At 72.1% G+C, this 21,781-nt stretch carries 20 protein-coding genes and 1 riboswitch; of the genes, 11 read left to right on the forward strand and 9 right to left on the reverse strand.

All coding sequences use genetic code 11. The features are described 5' to 3' along the window. Positions 1-74: 74 nt before the first annotated feature. The gene (locus WAB15_RS11845) at positions 75-560 is read right to left on the reverse strand and encodes an SAV_6107 family HEPN domain-containing protein (RefSeq protein ID WP_407286182.1); all 486 of its coding nucleotides are present in this window, start codon (positions 558-560) and stop codon (positions 75-77) included. Positions 561-942: 382 nt separating this feature from the next. Between WAB15_RS11845 and WAB15_RS11850 the strand changes: the two genes are divergently transcribed. The 5 genes from WAB15_RS11850 to WAB15_RS11870 all read left to right on the forward strand — a co-directional run bounded on the left by WAB15_RS11850 (position 943) and on the right by WAB15_RS11870 (position 7,421). Next, the gene (locus tag WAB15_RS11850) at positions 943-1,839 is read left to right on the forward strand and encodes an ATP-binding cassette domain-containing protein (RefSeq protein WP_407286183.1); all 897 of its coding nucleotides are present in this window, start codon (positions 943-945) and stop codon (positions 1,837-1,839) included. Continuing rightward, a complete protein-coding gene (locus WAB15_RS11855) occupies positions 1,811-4,018 on the forward strand; it encodes a YhgE/Pip family protein (protein WP_407286184.1) in 2,208 nt (735 codons plus the stop codon). The genes WAB15_RS11850 and WAB15_RS11855 overlap by 29 nt, the downstream gene beginning before the upstream one ends. 35 nt (positions 4,019-4,053) lie before the next feature. Next, positions 4,054-4,668, forward strand: a complete 615-nt coding sequence (locus tag WAB15_RS11860; protein WP_399147547.1) for a TetR/AcrR family transcriptional regulator — start codon at positions 4,054-4,056, stop codon at positions 4,666-4,668. Between the two features lie 372 nt (positions 4,669-5,040). Beyond that, the gene (locus WAB15_RS11865) at positions 5,041-5,661 is read left to right on the forward strand and encodes a DUF4126 domain-containing protein (RefSeq protein ID WP_393494211.1); all 621 of its coding nucleotides are present in this window, start codon (positions 5,041-5,043) and stop codon (positions 5,659-5,661) included. Between the two features lie 242 nt (positions 5,662-5,903). Continuing rightward, on the forward strand, positions 5,904-7,421 hold the full coding sequence (locus WAB15_RS11870; RefSeq protein ID WP_407286185.1) for a phytoene desaturase family protein: 1,518 nt from the start codon (positions 5,904-5,906) through the stop codon (positions 7,419-7,421). Between the two features lie 112 nt (positions 7,422-7,533). On the opposite strand, the gene WAB15_RS11875 is transcribed toward WAB15_RS11870, so the two are convergent. From WAB15_RS11875 to WAB15_RS11895, 5 genes are all read right to left on the reverse strand, one after another. Beyond that, entirely contained in the window at positions 7,534-8,691 is a 1,158-nt protein-coding gene (locus tag WAB15_RS11875; protein ID WP_407286186.1) for a hypothetical protein, read from the reverse strand. 36 nt (positions 8,692-8,727) lie between these two features. Next, on the reverse strand, positions 8,728-9,645 hold the full coding sequence (gene metF, locus WAB15_RS11880; protein WP_407286187.1) for a methylenetetrahydrofolate reductase [NAD(P)H]: 918 nt from the start codon (positions 9,643-9,645) through the stop codon (positions 8,728-8,730). Between the two features lie 194 nt (positions 9,646-9,839). Next, positions 9,840-10,496 (reverse strand): thiamine phosphate synthase, encoded by a 657-nt coding sequence (thiE, locus tag WAB15_RS11885; protein ID WP_407286188.1) that lies wholly within the window; start codon positions 10,494-10,496, stop codon positions 9,840-9,842. 109 nt (positions 10,497-10,605) lie between these two features. Beyond that, complete coding sequence (locus tag WAB15_RS11890; protein WP_399147542.1) at positions 10,606-10,971, reverse strand: Rv2175c family DNA-binding protein; 366 nt, start codon at positions 10,969-10,971, stop codon at positions 10,606-10,608. A gap of 90 nt (positions 10,972-11,061) precedes the next feature. Beyond that, complete coding sequence (locus WAB15_RS11895; RefSeq protein WP_399147541.1) at positions 11,062-12,303, reverse strand: NAD(P)/FAD-dependent oxidoreductase; 1,242 nt, start codon at positions 12,301-12,303, stop codon at positions 11,062-11,064. A gap of 223 nt (positions 12,304-12,526) precedes the next feature. After that, positions 12,527-12,639: riboswitch (TPP riboswitch) on the forward strand. Here WAB15_RS11895 and thiO point away from each other — a divergent pair. The 5 genes from thiO (at position 12,637) to WAB15_RS11920 (ending at position 18,349) form a co-directional block, all read left to right on the forward strand. Then, positions 12,637-13,860, forward strand: a complete 1,224-nt coding sequence (gene thiO / locus WAB15_RS11900) for a glycine oxidase ThiO (protein WP_399147540.1) — start codon at positions 12,637-12,639, stop codon at positions 13,858-13,860. Its footprint overlaps the riboswitch before it by 3 nt. Further along, positions 13,857-14,072 carry a sulfur carrier protein ThiS gene (gene thiS / locus WAB15_RS11905; RefSeq protein ID WP_399147539.1) on the forward strand — a complete coding sequence of 72 codons (216 nt, stop codon included), beginning with the start codon at positions 13,857-13,859 and terminating at the stop codon, positions 14,070-14,072. The genes thiO and thiS overlap by 4 nt, the downstream gene beginning before the upstream one ends. Before the next feature lie 111 nt (positions 14,073-14,183). Next, positions 14,184-14,924 (forward strand): thiazole synthase, encoded by a 741-nt coding sequence (locus tag WAB15_RS11910; protein WP_407289207.1) that lies wholly within the window; start codon positions 14,184-14,186, stop codon positions 14,922-14,924. Between the two features lie 485 nt (positions 14,925-15,409). Next, a complete protein-coding gene (pknB, locus tag WAB15_RS11915; protein ID WP_399147538.1) occupies positions 15,410-17,398 on the forward strand; it encodes a Stk1 family PASTA domain-containing Ser/Thr kinase in 1,989 nt (662 codons plus the stop codon). A gap of 51 nt (positions 17,399-17,449) precedes the next feature. Beyond that, positions 17,450-18,349, forward strand: coding sequence for a deoxyribonuclease IV (locus WAB15_RS11920; RefSeq protein WP_399147537.1), 900 nt, complete (start codon positions 17,450-17,452; stop codon positions 18,347-18,349). Between the two features lie 46 nt (positions 18,350-18,395). Here WAB15_RS11920 and WAB15_RS11925 read toward each other — a convergent pair whose 3' ends face one another. Next, the gene (locus WAB15_RS11925; RefSeq protein WP_399147536.1) at positions 18,396-19,019 is read right to left on the reverse strand and encodes a sulfite oxidase-like oxidoreductase; all 624 of its coding nucleotides are present in this window, start codon (positions 19,017-19,019) and stop codon (positions 18,396-18,398) included. A gap of 155 nt (positions 19,020-19,174) precedes the next feature. On the opposite strand from WAB15_RS11925, the gene bfr reads away from it, so the two are divergent. Next, positions 19,175-19,651, forward strand: coding sequence for a bacterioferritin (gene bfr, locus WAB15_RS11930; RefSeq protein WP_399147535.1), 477 nt, complete (start codon positions 19,175-19,177; stop codon positions 19,649-19,651). Between the two features lie 54 nt (positions 19,652-19,705). Here the strand turns inward: bfr and WAB15_RS11935 are convergent, their stop codons facing one another. Together WAB15_RS11935 and WAB15_RS11940 are read right to left on the reverse strand one after the other, a co-directional pair. Then, positions 19,706-19,993, reverse strand: coding sequence for a bacterioferritin-associated ferredoxin (locus WAB15_RS11935; RefSeq protein WP_399147534.1), 288 nt, complete (start codon positions 19,991-19,993; stop codon positions 19,706-19,708). Positions 19,994-20,171: 178 nt separating this feature from the next. Next, positions 20,172-21,521, reverse strand: a complete 1,350-nt coding sequence (locus WAB15_RS11940; protein ID WP_399147533.1) for a class II 3-deoxy-7-phosphoheptulonate synthase — start codon at positions 21,519-21,521, stop codon at positions 20,172-20,174. Positions 21,522-21,781 lie beyond the last annotated feature (260 nt).

Consider the following 21,781-nt stretch of genomic DNA (forward strand, 5'->3'; position numbering starts at 1 on the left):
CCCCTCACCCCCCTCACCCCCCTCACCACCTCTCCCGGAGATTTCGGACTGCCGCCCCCGGGCTCCCCTCCCCCTTACCCCGCCCGCTGGGGCGGCAGGGACGGCTGGAGGAGCAGCATGCGCTCCACCAGGCGCAGGAACATCGCGGCATCGCGCAGGAGATCGTCGGCGTCGCGGCGGCTGGCCGCGCCGGCTATGCCGGCCTCGGCCTTGGCCCGGCGGGCGGCTCCGGCGGCGAACAGGGCGCTCCACTCCGTGAGTTCGGGGGCGACCTCCGGCAGCACCTCCCAGGCACTCCGGATACGCTGCCTGCGCCGTACCGTGGTCTCCGGACGGCCGCGGACGGCGAGGACCGCGGCGGCGGTGCGCAGCGCGGCCAGATGGGCCGTGGCGAACCGCTCGTTGGGGGTTTCCAGGATCTGGGCTTCGTCGAGGCCGTGCTGGGCCTGGGCGAGCAGGTCGAGGGCGGCGGGTGGTGCGGTGGCCCGCCGCAGGACGGGGTGGACATCGCTCGGGGGACCGTACGCAGCGGAGCTGCCCCCGTTGGGACGAGCTGCCATGACGAACCTCCTGTCGTCGCATGCCGGTTGGGACCGAATGCTGATTCGGACCGTATGACCCCATCGTGAGGTACACCACTGACAATCGCCCCTGACCTGCCCTTTCGTGGGAAACGGGAAGGATTTCGCACTCCGCGCACACTCCCGCCCGGATTCCCGAGCAGACTGCGACCGGAACCCCGGCCCCGATCCCGACCAGAGCCCCCACTGCCCCACCCGTCCGACTCACCACGAAAAGTCCGGCCGAGCGCGGACGAATCCCCGTGGAACCCCGAGGGAATCCCGGCGGATTGCCCATCGATTCGCCACACCCTCTTGCGGAACGGGGGGTGGGATGCTGCATAGTGTTTTGAACTGACTGGTCAGTTCAAGGGAGGGGATCGTGGACAGCACCCCGCACGGGGCGGCGGTCACGGCCGCGGGATTCGGGGTCAAAGGCCCCCGCGGATGGGCGTTCAGGGACATCGACATCACTGCCGAGCCCGGATCGCTGATCGCCGTACAGGGCCCTTCGGGCTCGGGCCGTACGTGTCTGCTGCTCGCGCTCACCGGGCGGATGAAGCCGGCCGCGGGCACCGCCGAGGTCGGCGGGCTGCCGCTGCCGAAGAAGATGGCCGCGGTCCGGTCCGTGTCCGCGCTCGCCCATGTGCCGGGCGTCGCCGAGCTTGATCCCTCTCTCACTGTAGGCGAGCATCTGCGCGAACGCGCCCTGTTGCAGGGACGGTTCGGTGGTTCGCCGCGTGCGCTGCTGCGTCCGCGCCGGGAGCGCAGGGCCGAGGCCCGCGCACTGGTGGACGGCGCGCTCGAGGCGGCCGGCCTCGATCTGGAGACGCTGCCCAAGGGGATCCGTACCTCCGTGCGCGACCTGGAGCGGCTGGAGGCGCTGCGGCTGTCCGTGGCACTGGCGCTGATCGGCGGCCCGCGGCTGCTCGCCGTCGACGACACCGATCTGAAGCTGTCCGACGAGGAGCGTGCGGCGGCCTGGACGATGCTGCGCGGGCTGGCGGCGGCCGGCACGACGGTGCTCGCGGTGTGCAGCGAGCCCCCCGAGGGCGGCGAGGGCGTGGTGCTGGTGGATACGGGCGGCCGCCCGGAGCAGGCCACCTCTGAGGACGACCACGACGAGCAGCCCTCACAGGACCGGCACGACGAGCCCTCCTCGCAGGACAAGCGCGACGAGCACCCCGCGCAGAACGGGGACGACGAGCGCCCCGCACAGGACGAGAACGACGACGAGGAGGGGGCGGCCGATGCGCTCGCCGAAGCTGGCCGCGCTTGAGCTGAAGCGGTTCGGGAGGGGGAAGCTGCCGCGCGCGGCGCTGGCGGCCCTTCTGCTGCTGCCGCTCCTGTACGGCGCGCTGTACCTGTGGTCCTTCTGGGACCCGTACGGGCGGCTGGACAAGATACCGGTCGCGCTGGTCAACGCGGACAAGGGCGCGGACGTCGGCGGGAAGCGGATCTCGGCGGGCGACAACATCGTCGACGGACTGGCCGACAGCCACACCTTCGACTGGCGCCCGGTGGACGCCGAGGAGGCCGCCAGGGGCGTCGAGGACGGCACGTACTACCTGTCGCTGTCCATCCCGAAGGACTTCAGCCGGCGGATCGCCTCCAGTTCCGGTGACCACCCGGAGACCGGCGCCCTCAAGGTGCGGACGAACGACGCGAACAACTACATCGTCGGGCAGATCTCCCGGACGGTGTTCTCCGAGGTGCGCGCGGCGGCCTCGAAGAAGGCGTCGCGCACCTTCTTCGACAAGATCTTCGTCTCGTTCTCGACCCTGCACGACAAGACCCAGGAGGCCGCGGACGGCGCCGGCCGCCTCCGGGACGGCATCGGGCGGGCCAAGGACGGCGCGGGCAAACTGGCCGACGGGCTGGGCACCGCGAAGGACGGCAGCGGCAGGCTCGTCACCGGCCTGGGCGACCTCGACTCGGGGGCCGGGCGGCTCTCCCAGGGCAGCTCCGACCTGGCGCGGGGAGCCGGCACGGCGGCCGACGGGTCGCGCCAACTGGCCGACGGCTCGCGGCAGGTGGCCGACGGCACTCAGCAGCTGGCCGACACGGTCAACGGCATCGACCGCAAGGTGGGGCCCTTCGTCCGGGCGCACGGCAAGGAGATCGGCGAGGCGGCGCAGCTCGTCGCGGACGGTTCGCAGGCGGTCCGCGACCACCTGGGCGCGCTGCCGGCGGCGGCCTCCACAGGGGCGAAGCTCTCCCGGGGGATCTCCGACCACCTGGCGAGGTACTACCACTCGCGCTGTGAGAGCGGCATCACCCTGGAGACCTCCTGCGACGAGCTGAAGCGGCTCAAGGACGACGCGGCCACCGCGGCGGACAAGGCCGAGGAGATCAGCGGGTACGTGCACGACCAGAAGAACCTGGACCAGCTGGACCGGGACCTGGCCGCCCTGCACGACCTTGCGGGCGAGTTGGCGAAGCACGGGCCGACGCTCGGCGCCGACATGGACGCCGCGGTCAAGAAGATCAACGACCTCAACGACGGCGCGCACAAGGTGTCCGCGGGCGCCCACAAGCTGGCCGCCGGGAACGCCCGACTGGCCGCCGGTGCGGGCAAGCTCGACGACGGGGCCCACCAACTGCACAACGGCACGGGCCGGGCCGCGTCCGGTATGGGCGACCTGGACTCGGGCGTGGGCAAGCTGAAGAGCGGCGCGCACACCCTGGACGGCGGGCTGTTCAAGCTCTCCGACGGCTCCCGGAAGCTGGCCGGCGGGCTGCACGACGGGGTGAAGAAGATCCCCGACTACGGCAAGAAGGACCGCGACGCACGCACCCTGGTCATGTCCGACCCGGTGCAGCTCGCCTCGGACTCCGCCCACAAGGCGCCGAACTACGGCACCGGGTTCGCCCCGTACTTCATCCCGCTGTCGTTGTGGGTGGGCGCCATGGTGGCGTACATGCTGATCCAGCCGCTCAACCGGCGGGCGCTGGCGATGGGCGCGTCCGCCTGGCGGGTGGCGGTGTCCGGCTGGCTGCCGGTGGTGGGCGTGGGGGTGCTGCAGACCGCGGCCCTGATGTCCGTACTGCACTTCGCGCTCGGCCTGGAGATGGTGCGGGCGGCCGGCACGATCGGCTTCCTGGTGCTGGTCACGGCCTGCTTCTCGGCGATCGTGCAGTGGCTCAACGCGCAGTTCGGGCCGGCCGGACGGATCCTGGTGCTGGCGCTGCTGATGCTCCAGCTGACCTCGGCGGGCGGCACCTACCCGGTGCAGACCAGCCCCGGCTTCTTCGGCGCCATCCACCCGTATCTGCCGATGAGTTACATCGTGGAGGGGCTGCGCCGGCTGATCACGGGCGGTGACCTCGCGCCCGTATGGCAGGGCAGTGCGGTGCTGCTGGCGTTCACCGCCGGGGCGCTGGTGCTGACGTCCCTGACGGCGCGCGGCCGCCAGGTGGTGCGGATGAAGGACCTGCATCCGGAGCTGAGCCTGTGAGCGCGCACCCCATGGGTAACGGCACAATCGCCTCCATGGACAGCTCCACTACACGCCGCGACGCCACCCGGCGCAAGCTCTTCGAGGCCGCGGTCACCCTCATCGCCGAACAGGGCTTCTCCTCCACCACGGTGGACGAGATCGCCGAGCGGGCGGGCGTCGCGAAGGGCACCGTCTACTACAACTTCGCGAGCAAGAACGTTCTCTTCGAGGAGCTGCTGCGGCACGGTATAGAGCTGCTGGCGACCTCCTTGCAGGCTGCCGCGGAGGACGTGGCGGACCGGGGCGGCAGCCGGATCGACGCGCTGGACGCGATGATCCGGGCCGGGCTGGACTTCATCTCCCGTTACCCGGCGCTCACCCAGCTCTACGTCGCCGAGCTGTGGCGCACCAACCGGGCCTGGCAGTCGACGCTGATGGTGGTGCGCCAGCGGGCCATCACGGTGGTGGAGGACGTGCTGCGGGAGGCGGTGGCCAACGAGGAGCTGAGCGAGGAGATCGACATCCCGCTGACGGCCTCGGCGTTGTTCGGGATGGTCCTGGTGGCCGCCCTGGACTGGCAGTCCTACCAGCCGGACCGGTCGATCGACGAGGTGCACGCCGCGCTGTCGCGGCTGCTCCAGGGACGGGTCGGCGGCCCGCCCTCGTAGCGGCCGGGAGAGAAGTGCGCGCCGTCGTGGTCAGGTAACGGCGCGCACCCTTTCTCCCCCGTGGGCCCGCACAAAAGAGTGCGCCGCCCTGGCACGAATCGTTCCCCCGCCGATCCGACCAGGACAGCGCTTCCCCCGTGCTCCCCCGTGGAGCCCCCGTGCCCCCGTACTTCCCCCGTGTCCCCCGTCACGTCCGGGAGCCGCGCCGCTCCGCCGCCCCGTGTCGGCGGTGCGGCGCCGCTTCCCTTCCGTGGCGCATACTCTTCCGTCCTGGCGGGTTCCGGCCTATCCGCGTACCTACTCATCTGGTCGTCTGAGTACGGATACTCAAAGCTGAGCACCGGCCCCCAGTGGGGGCCTACGATCTCCGGCGTGTCCGTACTTCCCTTGGTTTTCACCAGTGGCTGGGCGAGCGGGATCAACGCCTACGCCGTCGTCCTGCTCTTCGGCCTGCTCGGCACGGCCGGCGTCACCGATGAGGTGCCCGCGGCGCTGCAGCGCCCCGATGTGCTGATCGTGGCCGGGGTGCTCTTCGTGTGCGAGGCCGTCGCCGACAAGGTCCCGTACGTGGACTCGGTCTGGGACGCCGTGCACACGGTGATCCGGCCGATCTCCGGCGGCGTGGTGGCGGCACTGCTGGCCGGGCACGACGGTTCGCTGCCCGAGCTGGCGGCGGGTGCGGTGGGCGGCACCACGGCGCTGCTGAGCCATCTGGTCAAGGCGGGCGCGCGGATCGCGGTCAACACCTCGCCGGAGCCGGCCAGCAACATCGTGCTGAGCCTGCTGGAGGATCTCGGCGTCGCCGGGCTCATCGCGTTCGCGGTCTTCTATCCGGTGGCCGCGGCGGTCATCGCGGCGGTGCTGTTGGCCGCGGGCATCGCGATGGTGGTCCTGCTCTGGTCGCGGATCCGCCGGTTCCTGCGTCGCCGGCGTGCCCGACGCGAGGAGAAGCGGCTGGCCGCGGCGGGCGAGGCGGTGCCACCGGCGGGCTGAGCGCGCCCGCCCCGGGCCTAGGGCGTGTCCGATGGGTCATGGCCGGGTCCGCGGCGTCTGGCACGGCACCTCGCGGCGTTGCCGAAACATCCCGATAGCTCCGCTATCAAGACGCTCCGGCGCCTTGCGATGCACCGCACCAGACGCCGCGGCCTATCCGACCCTGACCCATCGGACACCCCCTAGCCGCCTTGCCGCCGGCGGCGCGGGCGTTGTCAGTGGCGCCGGATAAAGTCGCAGGCATGGCACGGATTGCGGTGATCGGCGCCGGGATGGGCGCGATGGCAGCCGCCGCCCGGCTGGCCGTCGCGGGCCACCAGGTGGCGGTGTTCGAACGCGGCGCGACGCACGGCGGCGCGGTACGGCGGCTGGAGCGGGACGGCTTCTCCTTCGATACGGGGCCGGGCCTGCTGCATCTGCCGGCCGTCTACCGCGACCTGTTCCTCAAGACCGGCCGCGAGCCGCTGGAGAGCCGCGTCGAGCTGTCCCAGGTCGACCCCGCGAGCCGCCATGTCTTCGCCGACGGCACGGCCGTGTCGCTGCCCAACGCCTCGCGGGCCGGCGTTCTGGCGGCCCTGGACGAGGCGCTGGGCGCGGGCGCCGGTGAGCGCTGGAGCGCGCTGGTGGGCCGCGCCCGCGAGGCCTGGGACGCCACCCGGCGGCCGCTCCTGGAGGAGCCGCTGTGGCCGGAGTGGCGGGTGCTGGGGCGCGATCCGTATCCGGCGGTGCGCAGACGTGGGCTGTTCGGGCGCGGCAAGGGCCCCACGACCGCCACGCTCGCCGAGGTCGCCCGCCGTGAGCTGGCCGACCCCCGGCTGATCGCGCTGCTGGAGAGCCATGCGCTGGCGTACGGCTTCGACCCGCGCAGCGCCCCGGCGAGCGCCGCCGTGCTGCCGTACATGGAGCAGACCTTCGGGAGCTGGTACGCGCGCGGCGGGATGCGGGCGCTGGCCGACGCGCTGTACGAGCGCTGCCTGGCGCGCAAGGTGGAGTTCGCCTTCGGCGCGGAGGTGACCCGGATCGTCGAGAAGGACGGCAGGGCGACGGGTGTCCAGCTGGCCGACGGGCGGGCCTCGGAAGCCGAGTTCGTGGTCGCCGGCATCGCTCCGGCCCGGCTGCCGGCGCTCCTCGACGGGCGCGAGCCGTACGGGCCGGACGACGTTCGGCCGCAGTCCGACCCCGGTGCTCGCGCGACGGGGCGGCTCACGGTCTGCCTGGCGCTGCGCGGAGCGCGCGAGGCGGGTGCCGTCCACCGGACCGTCGTGCACGCCGCTGACCGCGCGGCGGAACTGGCGGGCGTGTTCGGCGACGGCGACGGTCCGGTGGCGGCCTGCGCGCGACCGACGGTGACCGTGCTGCGCCCGGACGACGCCGCCACCCGGCCCGACGACGGCCATGAGGCCGTGACGCTGACCGCGACCGTCGCGCCGCCCGGACCGGCCGGCCGGCTTGAGGGGGCGGCCGCCGAGGCGGCCGCGGACCGGCTGGTGGAGGTCGCCGAGGCGGCCGTGCCGGGGCTGCGGGAGCGGATGCTGTGGCGCGAGGTGCTGCCGCCCTCGGAGGACGCGCTGGTGCCCGGCCCGGCACTGGCGGGCCGGGACGGCCGCTTTCTGCGGCCCGGCAACCGCACCCGGATACCGGGGCTCTACGCGGTCGGTGGCTGGTCGCACCCGGGCGGCGGGCTGGCGCACTCCGGGATGTCCGGCGCGCTCGTCGCGGGCCTGATCGTGAACGGCGACGACTGGCACGGCTCCACCTGAGCGCGGAGGCGGCGGGAGGCGAGCGGTAGGCCCTGAGGGCGGCCGGGTGCGGGTCTGACGGCGGCCGTGGCCGGCAGGAGCCGTCGCCGCGCCCCCGTCCGGTCCGTGCGGATCAGTAGCGGTACTGCTGCCCGTCGTACCCCTGCTGCTGGTACGGGTAGGGCGGCTGCTCGGGCGGGAGTTCGCCGTCGCGCTGCTGCGGGACCCAGGCCCCGCCGGGCGGTGTCCCGCCGTAGCCCTGGCCCGCGTTCTGGCCGGTCGGCCCGCCCTGCCCGTCGTACTGCTGCGCGCCGTAGGACGGCTGGGCGTACGGGTCCTGCTGCTCGTAGGGGTCGTAGGACCCGGAGTACTGCTGGGCGCCGGTGTAGGGGTCGGAGTAGGGCGCCTGGCCCTGGCCGGTGCCGTCTCCGTAGGCCGCGTAGGGGTCGGCGTAGGCGTCCTGGCCGGCCGCGGTCTGACCGTAACCGCCGCCGTACGCATAGCCGTTGCCGTCGCCGTTCCCGCTGTCGGCGGCGGTGCCGTAGGCGTCGTAGCCGCCGTAGCCGGGCTGCGGGGTGCGGGCGTCGGGGCTGTAGACGCCGTACTGGCCGGTCTCGTCGGGCATCGGCTGGGGGGCGTATACGTCGGCGGCGTCGGCCCGCGCGTAGTCGCCCTGCCCGTCGTACTGCTGCGCACCGTAGGACGGGCCGTCGTAGGACTGCGCGGGGAAGGCCTGGGTGGCGAAGACGCTCTGGTCCTGCGGGTCCTGGTAGGGGTCCTGGCCGCGGTAGCCGCCGTCGGCCGCGTAACCGTCGACCTGGTAGTCGTACGAGCCCTGCCCGGCGTAGGTGTCCTGGTTCTGGAAGCCGCCGGTGTTCTGGAAACCGCCGGTGCTCTCGAAGGTGTCCGGGCCCCCGTCGGCACCCCGGCCGGGGTCGTCGGTGGGCTCCGCCGCCTCCAAGTCGGAGACCTGCAGGGTCGGTTCGGCGGCGGGCGTGCCCGCCGCACGGCCCCGCCGGCGGCGGCTGGCGCCGGGCTTGCCGCCCAGCGCCCAGCCGGTGGTGAAGCCGCGCTTGAAGGAGAGCGTCACATTGACCTGGCCGACGGCGAACGCGCCCAGGCCCACCCCGATCACGATCACCGACGGGATGACGACGCCGACGACCACACCGAGGAAGCCGGTGAAGGCGAGCAGCCGCCAGCGCAGCCGGGCCTTGTACTGGAGCAGCACCTCACCCAGCAACCACAGGGCGACCAGGCCGAACGCGATATAGAGGACCGTCCAGCCCATATACGCCCTACTTCCGCCGTTCGCCGGCCACCGTGATCAGGACTGCTGGTGCAGCCCCAGATTCTCGTAGATTTCCAGGGTCGCCGTGGAGTGGTTCAGGGTAATGAAGTGCAACCCGGGAACGTCCTCGGCCATCAAGCGCGCACACAGATCCGTCGCGTACTCGATCCCGATGGAGCGTACCGCCGCCGGGTCGTCCTTGACGGCGAGGATGCGCTCGGCCAGCTCGGGCGGGAATGCGGCATTGCTGAGCTGGGCGAACCGCTCGATCTGGCGGACGTTCGTGACCGGCATGATCTCCGGAATGATGGGCGTCGAGCAACCCGCCGCGATCACCCGGTCCCGCAGCCGGAAGTAGTCCTCGGGGTAGAAGAACATCTGGGTGATGGCGAAGTCCGCGCCGGCCCGGCACTTGTCGACGAAGTGGGCGACATCGGTGTCCCACTCCGTCGAGCGCGGGTGCATCTCGGGGAAGGCGGCGACGCCGACGCAGAAGTCGCCGGACTCCTTGATCAGCCGGACCAGGTCGGCGGCGTAGTCGAGGCCGTCGGGATGCCTGACCCACTCCCCCATCGGGTCGCCGGGCGGGTCACCGCGCAGCGCGAGCATATTGCGGATCCCGGCGTCGGCGTACTGGCCGATGATGTTGCGCAGGTCCGCCGTCGAGTGGTTGACCGCGGTCAGATGGGCGACCGGGGTGAGGGTGGTGTCGGTGGCGATGCGCTCCGTGGCACGGACCGTTCCGTCACGGGAGGTGCCGCCGGCGCCGTACGTCACGGAGACGAACGTCGGGGCGACGGCCTCGATCCGACGAATGGCGTTCCACAGGGTCCGCTCACCCTTCTCGGTCTTCGGGGCGGCGAACTCGAACGAGTATGACTGCTTGCCGGAAGCCAGCAGTTCGCGCACGGTGCGTGCGCGATCAGTCCTGGTGGAAGCTGTACCTAGGGCCATACCGGCAGGTTAACCACGGGCCGGGCACACACCAACCGTCATCGACGTTTTGCCTGGTTGGTCGGCTTCGTGTCCACTGATTGGACATTTTCCGGCCGCCCGGGCGTCCGGTTCACGACCCCTGCGCCACCCGTGCCCGGCTCTCCCGAGCGTCAGCGGGTGCCGTCCCCGGCCGTCGCCCAGGGGGTGTGTCCCTAGGCCCGGTCGTCCCACTCGCGCACCCGCTTGGCCAGCGCGGCGGCCGCAGCTCCCGGGTCGTCGGCCTCCGTGACGGCGCGGACCACCACGACCCGGCGGGCGCCCGCCTGGAGCACCTCGTCCAGATTGCCGGCGTCGATCCCGCCGATCGCGAACCAGGGGCGCTGCGCAGCGCGCTCCGCGGTGTAGCGGACCAGATCGAGGCCGGGGGCGTGGCGGCCCGGCTTCGTGGGCGTCGGCCAGCACGGGCCCGTGCAGAAGTAGTCCACCCCGGGCTCGGCGATCGCGGCGTCCACCTCGGCCTCGGCATGGGTGGAGCGGCCTATGAGGACGTCCGCGCCGAGGATGGCGCGGGCGGCCGGGACCGGCAGATCGCCCTGCCCGAGGTGCAGCACATCGCTGCCGATCGCATGGGCGACGTCCGCGCGGTCGTTGACCGCGAGCAGCTTGCCGTGCCGGCGACAGGCGTCCGCGAAGACCTCCAGGTGGCGGAGCTCCTCGCCGGCCTCCATGCCCTTGTCGCGCAGCTGGACGATGTCGACGCCGGAGGAGAGCACCGCGTCCAGGAACCGGGGAAGGTCTCCCTGGGTCCTGCGGGCGTCCGTGCAGAGGTAGAGCCGGGCGTCGGACAGGGCCTGTCGTGCGGTGCTCATCGGGCGGCTTCCCCCCAGGTCGGGGGTGTACGGACCGGACCTTCCGGTCCGTACACCCCGTAGATGTGGTTACGGATGCTGATGCGGTCGCTGACGAGCGCCGGGCGCGTCAGACGGCGAGCGCCTGGGCCCGGCGCTTCACCTCCGTGCCGCGATTCTCGCGCAGCGCCTGCGCCGGGGTTCCGGGGAGGGTCTCATCCGCGGTGAACAGCCACTCCAGCATCTCCTCGTCGGTGAAGCCGTCGTCCTTGAGGAGCGTGAGCGTGCCGACGAGGCCCTTGACCACCTTGTCGTCCTGGATGAAATCGGCGGGTACCTGCAGCACCCTGTTCTCGCCGCGGCGCACCGCGATCAGCTGGCCCTCCTTGACCAGCTGCCGGACACGGGTCACCTCGACGCCGAGCTTTTCGGCGATGTCGGGGAGGGTGAGCCAGGCGGGGACGAGTCCATCGATGTTTGCGTCAATCTCGGTCACAGGACAAGCCTGCCACCTCGCACTGACAGTCGGTAGCCGGGCATCGCCATCAGGGGCCTCCGGCACACCGGAGGGTGACGACACGCCTGTCTACTGAGCCGCGGCCTTCAGCGGTACGGCGGCGTTCGCGGCCCGGTCCCGGTCGAGGGTCACGCCCCGCTCGATGAGCTTGCGCCCTTGGGCGAGGTCCCTCGGCCGCCCCACGGCCAGCAGCGCCACGAGCCGTCCGCCCCGCAGCCAGATCACCGACCAGGCGGCCTGCGCCGGATCGCCGCGCCAGACCAGCTCGTCGGCGTCCCCGTGATGGCCCGCGTACTGCACGAACCGGCCGAACTGCTCGGACCAGAAGTACGGCACGGGGTCGTAGACCAGCCCCTCCGCCTCCCCGCGGGCGATGTTCTCGGCGACCGTACGGGGGCCCTGGAGGGCGTTGTCCCAGTGGTGGACCAGCAGCCGGCTGCCGTATCGGGCCGACGGGAAGGAGGCGCAGTCGCCGACCGCGTACACATCGGGCGCGGAGGTGCGCAGCCGGTCGTCGGCGAGCACGGAGCCGTCCTCGGAGGACACCTCGACGCCGGAGCCGGCCAGCCAGGCGGTGGCGGGCCGGGCCCCGATGCCGACGACCACGGCGTCGGCGGGCAGCGTGGCGCCGTCCGCGAGGGTGACCATGCCGGCGGTGACGGCCGCGACCCGGGCGCCGGTGCGCAGCTCGGCGCCCGCGTCCGCGTACCAGCCGGCCATATGGGCGGCGACCTCGGCGGGCAGCGCACCGGCCAGCGGGCGGTCGGCGGCCTCGACGACCGTGACCGCGCAGCCCGCCTCGCGCGCCGCGGTGGCGAACTCGGCGCCGATCCAGCCCGCCCCGACGACCACGATCTCGTGCTGGGCGGCGAGCACCGGCCGCAGCCGCTCGGCGTCGTCGAGGGTGCGCAGCAGATGGACACCGGGCAGGCCCTCGCTGCCGGGCAGCGTGATCGGTTCGGCGCCGGTCGCGATCACCGCGTAGTCGTAGCGAACCGGGCCCCGCACCGTCTCGATCCGGTGGGCGTCGGGCACCAGGGCGGTGACTCGGCGGTCGAGGTGGAGCTCGATGTCGAGCGCGGCGAAGTCCACGTCGAAGGCGGAGCCGTCGGCCTTGCCCAGCAGCACCGCCTTGGACAGCGGGGGACGGTCGTAAGGCTGGTGGGGCTCGTCACCGAGCAGCGTGATCGCACCGCGCCACCCCTGTTCGCGCAGGGCGACCGCGGTCTGCACGCCCGCGATTCCGGCGCCGACGATCACGACGCGCGGCGTGTGGTCAGAAGGCTGGGAGGATTTGCTCTGCTCGCTCACCCAATCACTCTAGGACGGTGTGCGACGCCGCTCGCAGCACCGCGCGACGAGATCTCTGACACAGCGTCATGCCCGCGCCCCGGGGGCCGCGCCCCGGCCCGCGGGCTCCGGGGGCGGGACGGGCACGCACGCACCACCGGTGCCCCTCCCCCGACGGCCGAGGCCCCCGCGTACACCGACCGTTCCCTTACCCCGCCTCGCGCCCCGTATTAGGGTGACGGCTACACGCACTCGCGGGAGCCCGGACGCACCGGGCTGAGAGGGAGGCTGGCCGGCCTCCGACCGTACGAACCTGATCCGGGTCATGCCGGCGAAGGGAGGGGCTGGACGCCCATGCATCCATCTGCCACACCATCGAAACCAGTCACCGGGCACCCTGATGTGCTCGTCATCGGGGGCGGCATCATCGGCCTGGTCACCGCCTGGCGGGCGGCCGGCCGGGGGCTGACCGTCACGGTGGCCGACCCGGCGCCCGATGGCGGCGCGGCCCACGTCGCGGCCGGGATGCTGGCCGCGGTCACCGAGCTCCACTACGGCGAGCAGACCCTGCTGGCCCTCAATCTCGCCTCGGCGCGGCGCTACCCGCGCTTCACCGAGGAGCTGGAGGAGGCGGCCGGGACCTCGATCGGCTACCGGCGGTGCGGCACCCTGGCCGTCGCGCTGGACGCCGACGACCGCGCCCACCTGCGCGAACTGCACGCCCTGCAGATCCGCTCGGGCCTGGACTCACAGTGGCTCACGGGCCGCGAGTGCCGCCGCCTGGAGCCGATGCTGGCCCCCGGCGTACGCGGCGGCCTGCGGGTCGACGGCGACCACCAGGTCGATCCGCGGCGGCTGGCGAGCGCCCTGCTCGTGGCCTGCGAACGGGCCGGGGTGGTCCTCCACCGGAGCCGGGTCGAGCGACTGACCGTCGACCGCGGCCGCGCCTCGGGCGCCGAACTCGCCGACGGCACACGGCTGTCCGCCGGTCAGACCGTGCTCGCGACGGGCAGCCGCAGCGGTCGCCTGGCCGGGGTCCCCGACGAGGTGCTGCCGCCGGTGCGGCCGGTCAAGGGGCAGGTGCTGCGGCTGCGGCTGCCGGACGTGCCCGCCGGGTCCCCGGCCTTCCTCTCGCGCACCGTACGGGCCGTCGTCCGCGGCAACCCCCTCTACCTGGTGCCGCGGGAGAACGGCGAGCTGGTCGTCGGCGCCACCATGGAGGAGCTGGGCTGGGACACCACCGTCACCGCGGGCGGCGTCTACGAGCTGCTGCGGGACGCCCACGAGCTGGTCCCCGGCATCACCGAGCTGCCGCTGGTGGAGAGCAGCGCCGGGCTGCGCCCCACCTCCCCCGACAACGCGCCACTCCTCGGGCCGACCGCGCTGCCCGGCCTCCACCTGGCCACCGGCCACTTCCGCAACGGGGTGCTGCTGACGCCGGTCACCGGTGACGTGATGGCCGAGGTGCTGGCCACCGGGGACCTCCCCGACGAGGCCCGTCCCTTCACTCCCGCGCGCTTCTCCCCCGCCGCCCCGGGGACCGCGCGCACCCGCCTGCTGGAGGAGCAGCCCGTATGAGCAGCGCCAGTGTGTCCGTGTCGGTCAACGGCGAGGCCCGCGAGATCCCCGGCGGACTCACCCTCGACCGGCTCGTCGCGACCCTGTCCGCGGCGCCCACGGGGGTGGCCGCGGCCGTCAACGAAGTCGTGGTGCCGCGCACCCAGTGGCCCACCACCCCGCTCGCCGAAGGCGACCGCGTCGAGGTGCTCACCGCGGTCCAGGGAGGCTGATCCGCAGACATGACCGATACCGCAGTGTCCCGAGGGGCGGCCCCCGCCCCGACCGCCACCGGACCCGACCCCCTCACCATCGCCGGCACCACCTTCGGATCCCGCCTGATCATGGGAACCGGCGGGGCGCCCAGCCTCGACGTCCTGGAGCGCGCGCTGCTCGCCTCCGGTACGGAGCTGACGACGGTCGCCATGCGGCGGCTGGACCCGACCGTGCAGGGCTCGGTGCTGTCCGTACTGGAACGGCACGACATTCGGGTGCTGCCCAATACGGCGGGCTGCTTCACGGCGGGCGAGGCCGTGCTCACCGCCCGGCTCGCCCGAGAGGCGCTCGGCACCGACTGGGTCAAGCTGGAGGTCGTCGCCGACGAGCGCACCCTGCTGCCCGATCCGATAGAGCTGCTGGACGCCGCCGAGACCCTGGTGGACGACGGTTTCACCGTGCTGCCCTATACGAACGACGATCCGGTGCTGGCCCGCAAACTGGAGGAGGTGGGCTGCGCCGCGATCATGCCACTGGGCTCACCGATCGGCTCCGGCCTGGGCATCCGCAACCCGCACAACTTCCAGCTGATCACCGAACGGGCCGGCGTCCCGGTGATCCTGGACGCGGGCGCGGGCACCGCCTCGGATGCCGCCCTCGCCATGGAGCTGGGCTGCGCGGCGGTGATGCTGGCCTCCGCGGTGACCCGCGCGCAGGAGCCGGAACTGATGGCCGAGGCGATGCGCCACGCGGTGACCTCGGGCCGGCTGGCCTATAGGGCGGGCCGGATCCCCCGCCGGCACTTCGCCCTGGCGTCCTCCCCTACGGGGGGCGTCGCGGAACTGGATCCGGAACGGCCGGCGTTCTAGCCTGTCCGCTGCGCTTGGCTGGCTTCCCACGTTGTCGGCTGTCCCGCCGTGGTGGTTGTTCGCCGTTGCGCCTGGCGGCGGGCGTTTGTGTGTCGGGTGCGGTGACAGCCCTACGGACTCCGTCCTACGGTCTGTCCCCTCCCGTGGGTGGGAGTGGGAAGGCCCGGTGGGGGCGGGCCTGATCCGTCGACTGTCGGCACACGAAGGCTGACGTTCAGCCCCACCGGTCTTTTCCCACCCTCAACGGGAGGGGGCGGGCCGGAGGGGTAGGGGTGTGGGACGTAAAGCGCCGCAGTCCCACACCCCTGCCCCGCAGGCCCGTCACCGGCAGCCGAACAGCCCCGCGCAGCGGACCCCGCCCGCCGCAGGGGGTACCTCCCACGCCCTTTAGGCAGTGGGGGAGCAACGGCGAGAAACCAGCACGGCGCCGCAGACAACAACGTGGGAAGCAAGCCAACCGCAGGGGACCCGTAGACTCGTCTGCCGTGGATACGACGCTCCAAGACCCGCTCGTGGGCCAGCTGCTCGACGGCCGCTACCGCGTCCAGGCACGCATCGCCGCCGGCGGTATGGCCACGGTCTACCGGGCGGTGGACACCCGCCTCGACCGGGTGCTCGCCCTGAAGGTGATGCATCCGAGCCTCGCCGCGGACGGGGGGTTCGTGGACCGCTTCATCCGTGAGGCGAAGTCGGTCGCGCGGCTGTCGCACCCGAACGTGGTGGGCGTCTTCGACCAGGGCACCGACGGTACGTACGTCTATCTGGCCATGGAGTACGTCGCCGGCTGCACCCTGCGCGATGTGCTGCGCGAGCGCGGCGCCCTGCAGCCGCGGGCCGCGCTGGACATCCTGGAGCCGATCCTGGCCGCCCTGGGGGCCGCGCACCGCGCCGGGCTGGTGCACCGCGACATGAAGCCGGAGAACGTCCTGATCGGCGACGACGGCCGGGTCAAGGTCGCCGACTTCGGTCTGGTGCGGGCGGTGGACACCAACACCACCGCCTCGACGGGGTCGCTCCTGGGGACCGTGTCGTATCTGGCGCCCGAGCAGCTGGAGCACGGCACCGCGGACGCCCGGGTCGACGTCTACGCCTGCGGCGTGGTGCTCTACGAGATGCTCACCGGCGGCAAACCGCACACCGGCGGCTCGGTGGCGCAGGTGCTCTACCAGCATCTGCACGAGGACGTGCTGCCGCCGTCCGAGCTGGTCCCCGGGCTCGCGCCGGGGCTGGACGCGCTGGTCGCGCTGGCCACCGCCCGCGATCCGCAGCAGCGCGCGCAGGACGCGGTGGCGCTGCTGTCGCGGGCGCGGGAGACCCGGGCGGGGCTGACCGACGAGCAGCTGGACGTCGTTCCGCCGCAGGCCAAGGAGGTGCCCGAGGGCGGCGCCGACACCGCCGGGGCGGGCGACGGCACGGAGCGTACGGACGTGCTGCCGCGGCCCGGCGGTGTGCAGCTGCCGCTGCCGGGGACGGACGAGGCCCAGCTGAACCGCACCAGCCGCCTGGAGGTGCCGCCGGCGGAGCAGACGACCCGGCTGCGGCCGGCGCCGGCCGCCCCCGCGCCGCCCCCCGGCGGGCTGATGCAGCAGCGGCGGCGGCTCGTCACCGTCATCGCGGCCGTGCTGCTGCTCCTCGGCGTCGGCACCGGCGTCTGGTACATCAACTCGGGCCAGTTCACCACCGTCCCCGCGGTGCTGGACATGCCGCAGGACAAGGCCGTCAAGAAGCTGCGGGACGCGGGTCTGGGGGTCAAGGTCGTACGCGGCTTCAGCTCCAATGTGAAGCGCGGCCATGTCATGAAGACGGACCCGGCGAACGGCAAGCAGATCCGCGGCACGAACACGGTCACGATCACCGTCTCCCGCGGCCCGGAGATCGTCACCATCCCGGATCTGTCGGGGACCCCGGTCGCGGACGCCAAGCGCAAGCTGCGCGACCTCGGTCTGACCCCGAGCACCGTGACCCATGGCTTCAGCGACGACGTCGCCAAGGGGTCGGTGATCCGCACGGACCCGGCCGCGGGCATCAAGCGGCGGCCCGACACGGCGGTGGCGCTGACCGTCAGCCGGGGCGCCCGGGTCGATGCGCCCGGTGTGATCGGCAGTGACCGCGCGGAGGCCGAGGCCACGCTGCGCGCGGCGGGCCTGCGGGTGCGCATCGCCGAGGAGCCGGTGTTCTCCCCGCAGGACAAGGGGACCGTGGCCCGGCAGACGCCGAATGCGGGCGACCCGCTCGGCAAGGGCGACACGGTCACCCTCACGCTCTCCAAGGGCCCCGAGATGATCGCCGTCCCGGACGTCACCGGCATGAGCGAGGCGGACGCCAAGAAGGAGCTGACCTCATACGGCTTCCGGGTCGAGGTGAAGAAGCCGTTCCTGTTCCCGCAGGACGAGGTCGACACCCAGTCCGTCGAGGCCGGCGAGAAGGCCCCGAAGGGCGGCACGATCACCATCAAGATGAAGGGTGCGCTGTAGCGGCGGGGATCCCCGGCAGGGCGGCCGCCCGGCACCTGGCACCCTGGGAGGGTGAGCAGATCCCCCTCCCCCGAGGGCGCCGAGCAGCGCGCCCGTGCCCGTAATCCGGTCGGCGGCCATGTGCCGGTCGCCGGCGGCCTGGCCAAGACCGGCATTCCGTACGCCCGTGAGATGGGTGACGAGGTCGTGCAGGTCTTCGTGGCCAATCCGCGCGGCTGGGCGACGCTGCCCGGCAGTCCCGAGCAGGACGAGGCGTTCCGCGCGGCCTGCGCGCTGGAGGGGATGCCGGTGTATGTACATGCGCCGTATCTGATCAACTTCGGCTCGCACACCGAGGCGACGGTCGAGCGGTCCGTGGCGTCGCTGCGCCATTCGCTGCGTCGCGGCCGGGAGATCGGCGCGCTGGGGGTGGTCGTGCACACCGGCTCGGCGACCGGCGGGCGGCCCCGCGAGATGGCGATGGCGCAGGTCAGGGAGGAGATGCGGCCGTTGCTCGACGAGCTGACGCATCCCGACGACCCGTGGCTGCTGCTGGAGCCGACGGCCGGGCAGGGCGCCTCACTGTGCTCCCGGGCCGAGGACCTCGGGCCGTACTTCGACGCGCTGGACCGGCACCCGAAGCTGGGCGTCTGCCTCGACACCTGCCATGCCTTCGCGGCCGGGCACGACATGGCGGCACCGGGCGGGATGAAGGCGCTGCTGGACGAGTTGGTGGAGGTCACCGGCGAGGGCCGGCTGAAGCTGATCCACGCCAATGACTCCAAGGACGTGGCGGGCGCCCACAAGGACCGGCACGAGAACATCGGCGCGGGCCACATCGGCGCGGAGCCGTTCGCGGAGCTGTTCACCCACCCCTCGACCGCCGGGGTGCCGCTGGTCGTGGAGACCCCGGGCGGCAAGGAGGGCCATGCGGCCGATGTGGCCCGCCTCAAGGGGCTGCGGACGTACTAGGCCGACGTACCGGGAACGTACGAGGAGGTGCCCGCGGCGCCGGGCGTCAGAACTCGGGCCCGTCCCCGGGCTCTTCCTGGTACGAGTAGCGCTGCTCGCGCCACGGGTCGCCCAGGTTGTGGTAGCCGCGCTCCTCCCAGAAACCGCGGCGGTCGGCCCGCATGTATTCGATGCCGCGGACCCACTTGGGGCCTTTCCAGGCGTAGAGATGCGGCACGATCAGGCGGACCGGGAAACCGTGCTCGGCGGTGAGGAGTTCACCGGAGCGGTGTGTGGCGAAGATGCACTTCTCCGCGGCGAAATCCTCCAGCCGCAGATTCGAGCTGAAGCCGTACTCGGCCCACACCATCACATGGGTGACATCCGGCGCGGGCGGCGCGAGGTCCAGGACGGTCTTCGTGAGCACGCCGCCCCATTCGGCTCCCAGCATGCTGAATTTCGTCACGCAGTGCATATCGGCCACGACCGTGGCGTAGGGCAGTGCCGTGAATTCCTCGTGCGACCAGCAGTGCTTCTCGCCGTCCGCGGTGGCGCCGAAAGCCCGGAACTCCCAGCGTTCGGGGCGGAACTTCGGGACCGGCCCGTAGTGCGTCACCGGCCAGCCCCTCTGCAGCCGCTGCCCGGGAGGCAGCTGAGCATGCTCCTCTTCGCGGCTTTCCGGCTGACCCATGTCCTCCATGTTGTCAGACCGGAAGGGGTGCCGATGACCAGGGAGGGAGAGATTCGGGCAACTCGTACTAAGCGTGAACTTACTGGACGCCCTCTTCGCGCGGTGCGAGGATGCGCGGCACCTGCCCAGTTCTCGCGTGGAAGGAGCCCGCAGCCATGCAGGGCGACCCCGAGGTCATCGAATTCCTCAACGAGCAGCTGACCGCCGAGCTGACCGCGATCAACCAGTACTTCCTGCACGCCAAGATGCAGGAGAACTTCGGCTGGACAAAGCTCGCGAAGTACACCCGCTCCGAGTCCTTCGACGAGATGAAGCACGCGGAGGTGCTGACCGACCGGATTCTGTTCCTCGACGGTCTACCGAATTACCAGCGGCTCTTCCACGTCCGGGTCGGCCAGTCGGTCACCGAGATGTTCCAGGCCGACCGGCAGATCGAGGTCGAGGCGATCGACCGGCTCAAGCGCGGTATCGAGCTGATGCGCAACAAGGGCGACATCACCTCGGCGAATATCTTCGAGGACATCCTCGCGGACGAGGAGCACCACATCGACTATCTCGACACGCAGCTGGAGCTGGTCGAGAAGCTCGGAGAGGCGCTCTACATCGCCCAGGTGATCGAGCAGCCGAGCTGAGCGGGCGGGCACCCCGGCGCGAGCGCGACGGCGGGAGCCGGACGGCCCTGGGGACTACGCGGCCTCCGAGAGCGCCACGGGCACCACTGCGCCCACCTCCGCGCCCCGCTGCGGCCCGGGCGTGCGGTCCTCGGGGGCCAGCGGGTCGGCGGCACCGCTGTCGATGAGTTCCCGGCGCGGGCAGTCGCCCCTGCCGAGCAGGGCCTGGATGCGCCGTACGCAGCTGCCGCAGTCGGTGCCGGCCTTGCAGGCGGAGGCGATCTGGCGGGGCGTACAGGCACCCGTGTCCGCGTGCTCGCGAACCTGCTGCTCGGTGATCCCGAAGCAGGAGCAGACGTACACGCGGGTTCACCTCCGTGGGGCTCTCGGGGGAAGACTCATCGACCAGATCAGCTGATCTTGAGTGAGGTTACCCTTACCTTACCCGGCCCCCTGGGGCTTCACAACGGCCCCCGGGCCCGAACAACGCAGTGGGGCGCGGATCACAGGATCCGCGCCCCACTTGCGTGCAGTTCACCACTTACTGGTCGCGGTACATCTCCGCCACCAGGAACGCCAGGTCCAGCGACTGGCTGCGGTTGAGCCGCGGGTCGCAGGCGGTCTCGTAGCGCTGGTGCAGATCGTCGACGAAGATCTCGTCGCCGCCGCCCACACACTCGGTGACATCGTCACCGGTCAGCTCGACGTGGATGCCGCCCGGGTGCGTGCCGAGGCTCTTGTGGACCTCGAAGAAGCCCTTGACCTCGTCCAGCACGTCGTCGAAGCGCCGGGTCTTGTGACCGGAGGCCGCCTCGAAGGTGTTGCCGTGCATCGGGTCGCAGATCCAGGCGACCTTCGCGCCAGAGGCGGTGACCTTCTCGACCAGCTCGGGGAGCTTGTCGCGGACCTTGTCCGCACCCATGCGGGTGATGAAGGTCAGCCGGCCCGGCTCACGCTCCGGGTCGACGCGCTCGATGAGCGTCAGCGCCTCCTGCGGCGTGGTCGTCGGGCCGAGCTTGACGCCGATCGGGTTGCGGATGCGCGAGGCGAACTCGATGTGCGCCCCGTCCAGCTGGCGGGTGCGCTCGCCGATCCAGACCATGTGGCCGGAGACGTCGTAGAGGTTGCCGGTGCGCGAGTCGACGCGGGTCAGCGCCGACTCGTAGTCGAGGACCAGCGCCTCGTGCGAGGAGAAGAACTCCACCGTCTTGAACTCCTCCGGGTCCACCCCGCAGGCGTTCATGAAGTTCAGCGCACGGTCGATCTCGCGGGCCAGCGCCTCGTAGCGCTGCCCGGAGGGCGAGGACTTCACGAAGTCCTGGTTCCAGGCGTGCACCTGGCGCAGGTCGGCGTAGCCGCCGGTGGTGAAGGCGCGCACGAGGTTGAGGGTCGCCGCGGAGGCGTTGTACATCCGCTTCAGCCGCTGCGGGTCCGGGATGCGGGCCTCGGCGGTGAACTCGAAGCCGTTGACGGAGTCGCCGCGGTACGTCGGCAGGGTCACTCCGTCGCGGGTCTCGGTGGGCTTGGAGCGCGGCTTGCTGTACTGGCCGGCGATCCGGCCGACCTTGACCACCGGGACGGACCCGGCGTAGGTGAGGACGGCGCCCATCTGCAGGAGCGTCTTGAGCTTGTTGCGGATGTGCTCGGCGGATACGGCGTCGAAGGCCTCCGCGCAGTCGCCGCCCTGAAGCAGGAACGCCTCACCACGGGCGACCGCTCCCAGGCGCTCGCGCAGCTGGTCGCACTCACCCGCGAAGACGAGCGGCGGATAGGACTCGAGCTCCGCGATCACATCGCGCAGAGCCTCTTGGTCCGGCCAGTCAGGCTGCTGCGCCGCGGGCAGGTCTCGCCAGGTGTTGCCACCGGCGTGGGTTTCAGCGTTCACGGTCACATGCCCCACATTACGGGGTCCCGGAGAGCTGTCCGTCCGCCATCCGGACTTTGAGACGCACCGCACTCGGACGGTCCGGTAGGGTGCCCCCCGTGTACACGCGACCGTTCATGAACCAGGACTGGTGGTGGACCGCTCATCCGGCGGCCCACTGATTCGCGCGCACATCCAAGACTTCGCGAAGGCCGCCCGAGGGCGGCCTTCGGCGTTCGCGGCGGCTGTTCCCTCTTCCGGCTCTCCCCGGCCCCTTCCGGAAGGAA

It is taken from the genome of Streptomyces sirii (assembly GCF_045690365.1).
Taxonomy (GTDB): Bacteria; Actinomycetota; Actinomycetes; order Streptomycetales; family Streptomycetaceae; genus Streptomyces; species Streptomyces sirii.

What these genes read in the sequence shown, in the direction of transcription:
- WAB15_RS11845 (WP_407286182.1), bottom strand. Translation starts at nt 560, where the DNA reads ATGGCAGCTCGTCCCAACGGGGGCAGCTCCGCTGCGTACGGTCCCCCG.
- WAB15_RS11855 (WP_407286184.1), top strand. Translation starts at nt 1,811, where the DNA reads ATGCGCTCGCCGAAGCTGGCCGCGCTTGAGCTGAAGCGGTTCGGGAGG.
- WAB15_RS11860 (WP_399147547.1), top strand. Translation starts at nt 4,054, where the DNA reads ATGGACAGCTCCACTACACGCCGCGACGCCACCCGGCGCAAGCTCTTC.
- WAB15_RS11870 (WP_407286185.1), top strand. Translation starts at nt 5,904, where the DNA reads ATGGCACGGATTGCGGTGATCGGCGCCGGGATGGGCGCGATGGCAGCC.
- WAB15_RS11875 (WP_407286186.1), bottom strand. Translation starts at nt 8,691, where the DNA reads ATGGGCTGGACGGTCCTCTATATCGCGTTCGGCCTGGTCGCCCTGTGG.
- metF (WP_407286187.1), bottom strand. Translation starts at nt 9,645, where the DNA reads ATGGCCCTAGGTACAGCTTCCACCAGGACTGATCGCGCACGCACCGTG.
- thiE (WP_407286188.1), bottom strand. Translation starts at nt 10,496, where the DNA reads ATGAGCACCGCACGACAGGCCCTGTCCGACGCCCGGCTCTACCTCTGC.
- thiO (WP_399147540.1), top strand. Translation starts at nt 12,637, where the DNA reads ATGCATCCATCTGCCACACCATCGAAACCAGTCACCGGGCACCCTGAT.
- thiS (WP_399147539.1), top strand. Translation starts at nt 13,857, where the DNA reads ATGAGCAGCGCCAGTGTGTCCGTGTCGGTCAACGGCGAGGCCCGCGAG.
- WAB15_RS11910 (WP_407289207.1), top strand. Translation starts at nt 14,184, where the DNA reads ATGGGAACCGGCGGGGCGCCCAGCCTCGACGTCCTGGAGCGCGCGCTG.
- WAB15_RS11925 (WP_399147536.1), bottom strand. Translation starts at nt 19,019, where the DNA reads ATGGGTCAGCCGGAAAGCCGCGAAGAGGAGCATGCTCAGCTGCCTCCC.
- bfr (WP_399147535.1), top strand. Translation starts at nt 19,175, where the DNA reads ATGCAGGGCGACCCCGAGGTCATCGAATTCCTCAACGAGCAGCTGACC.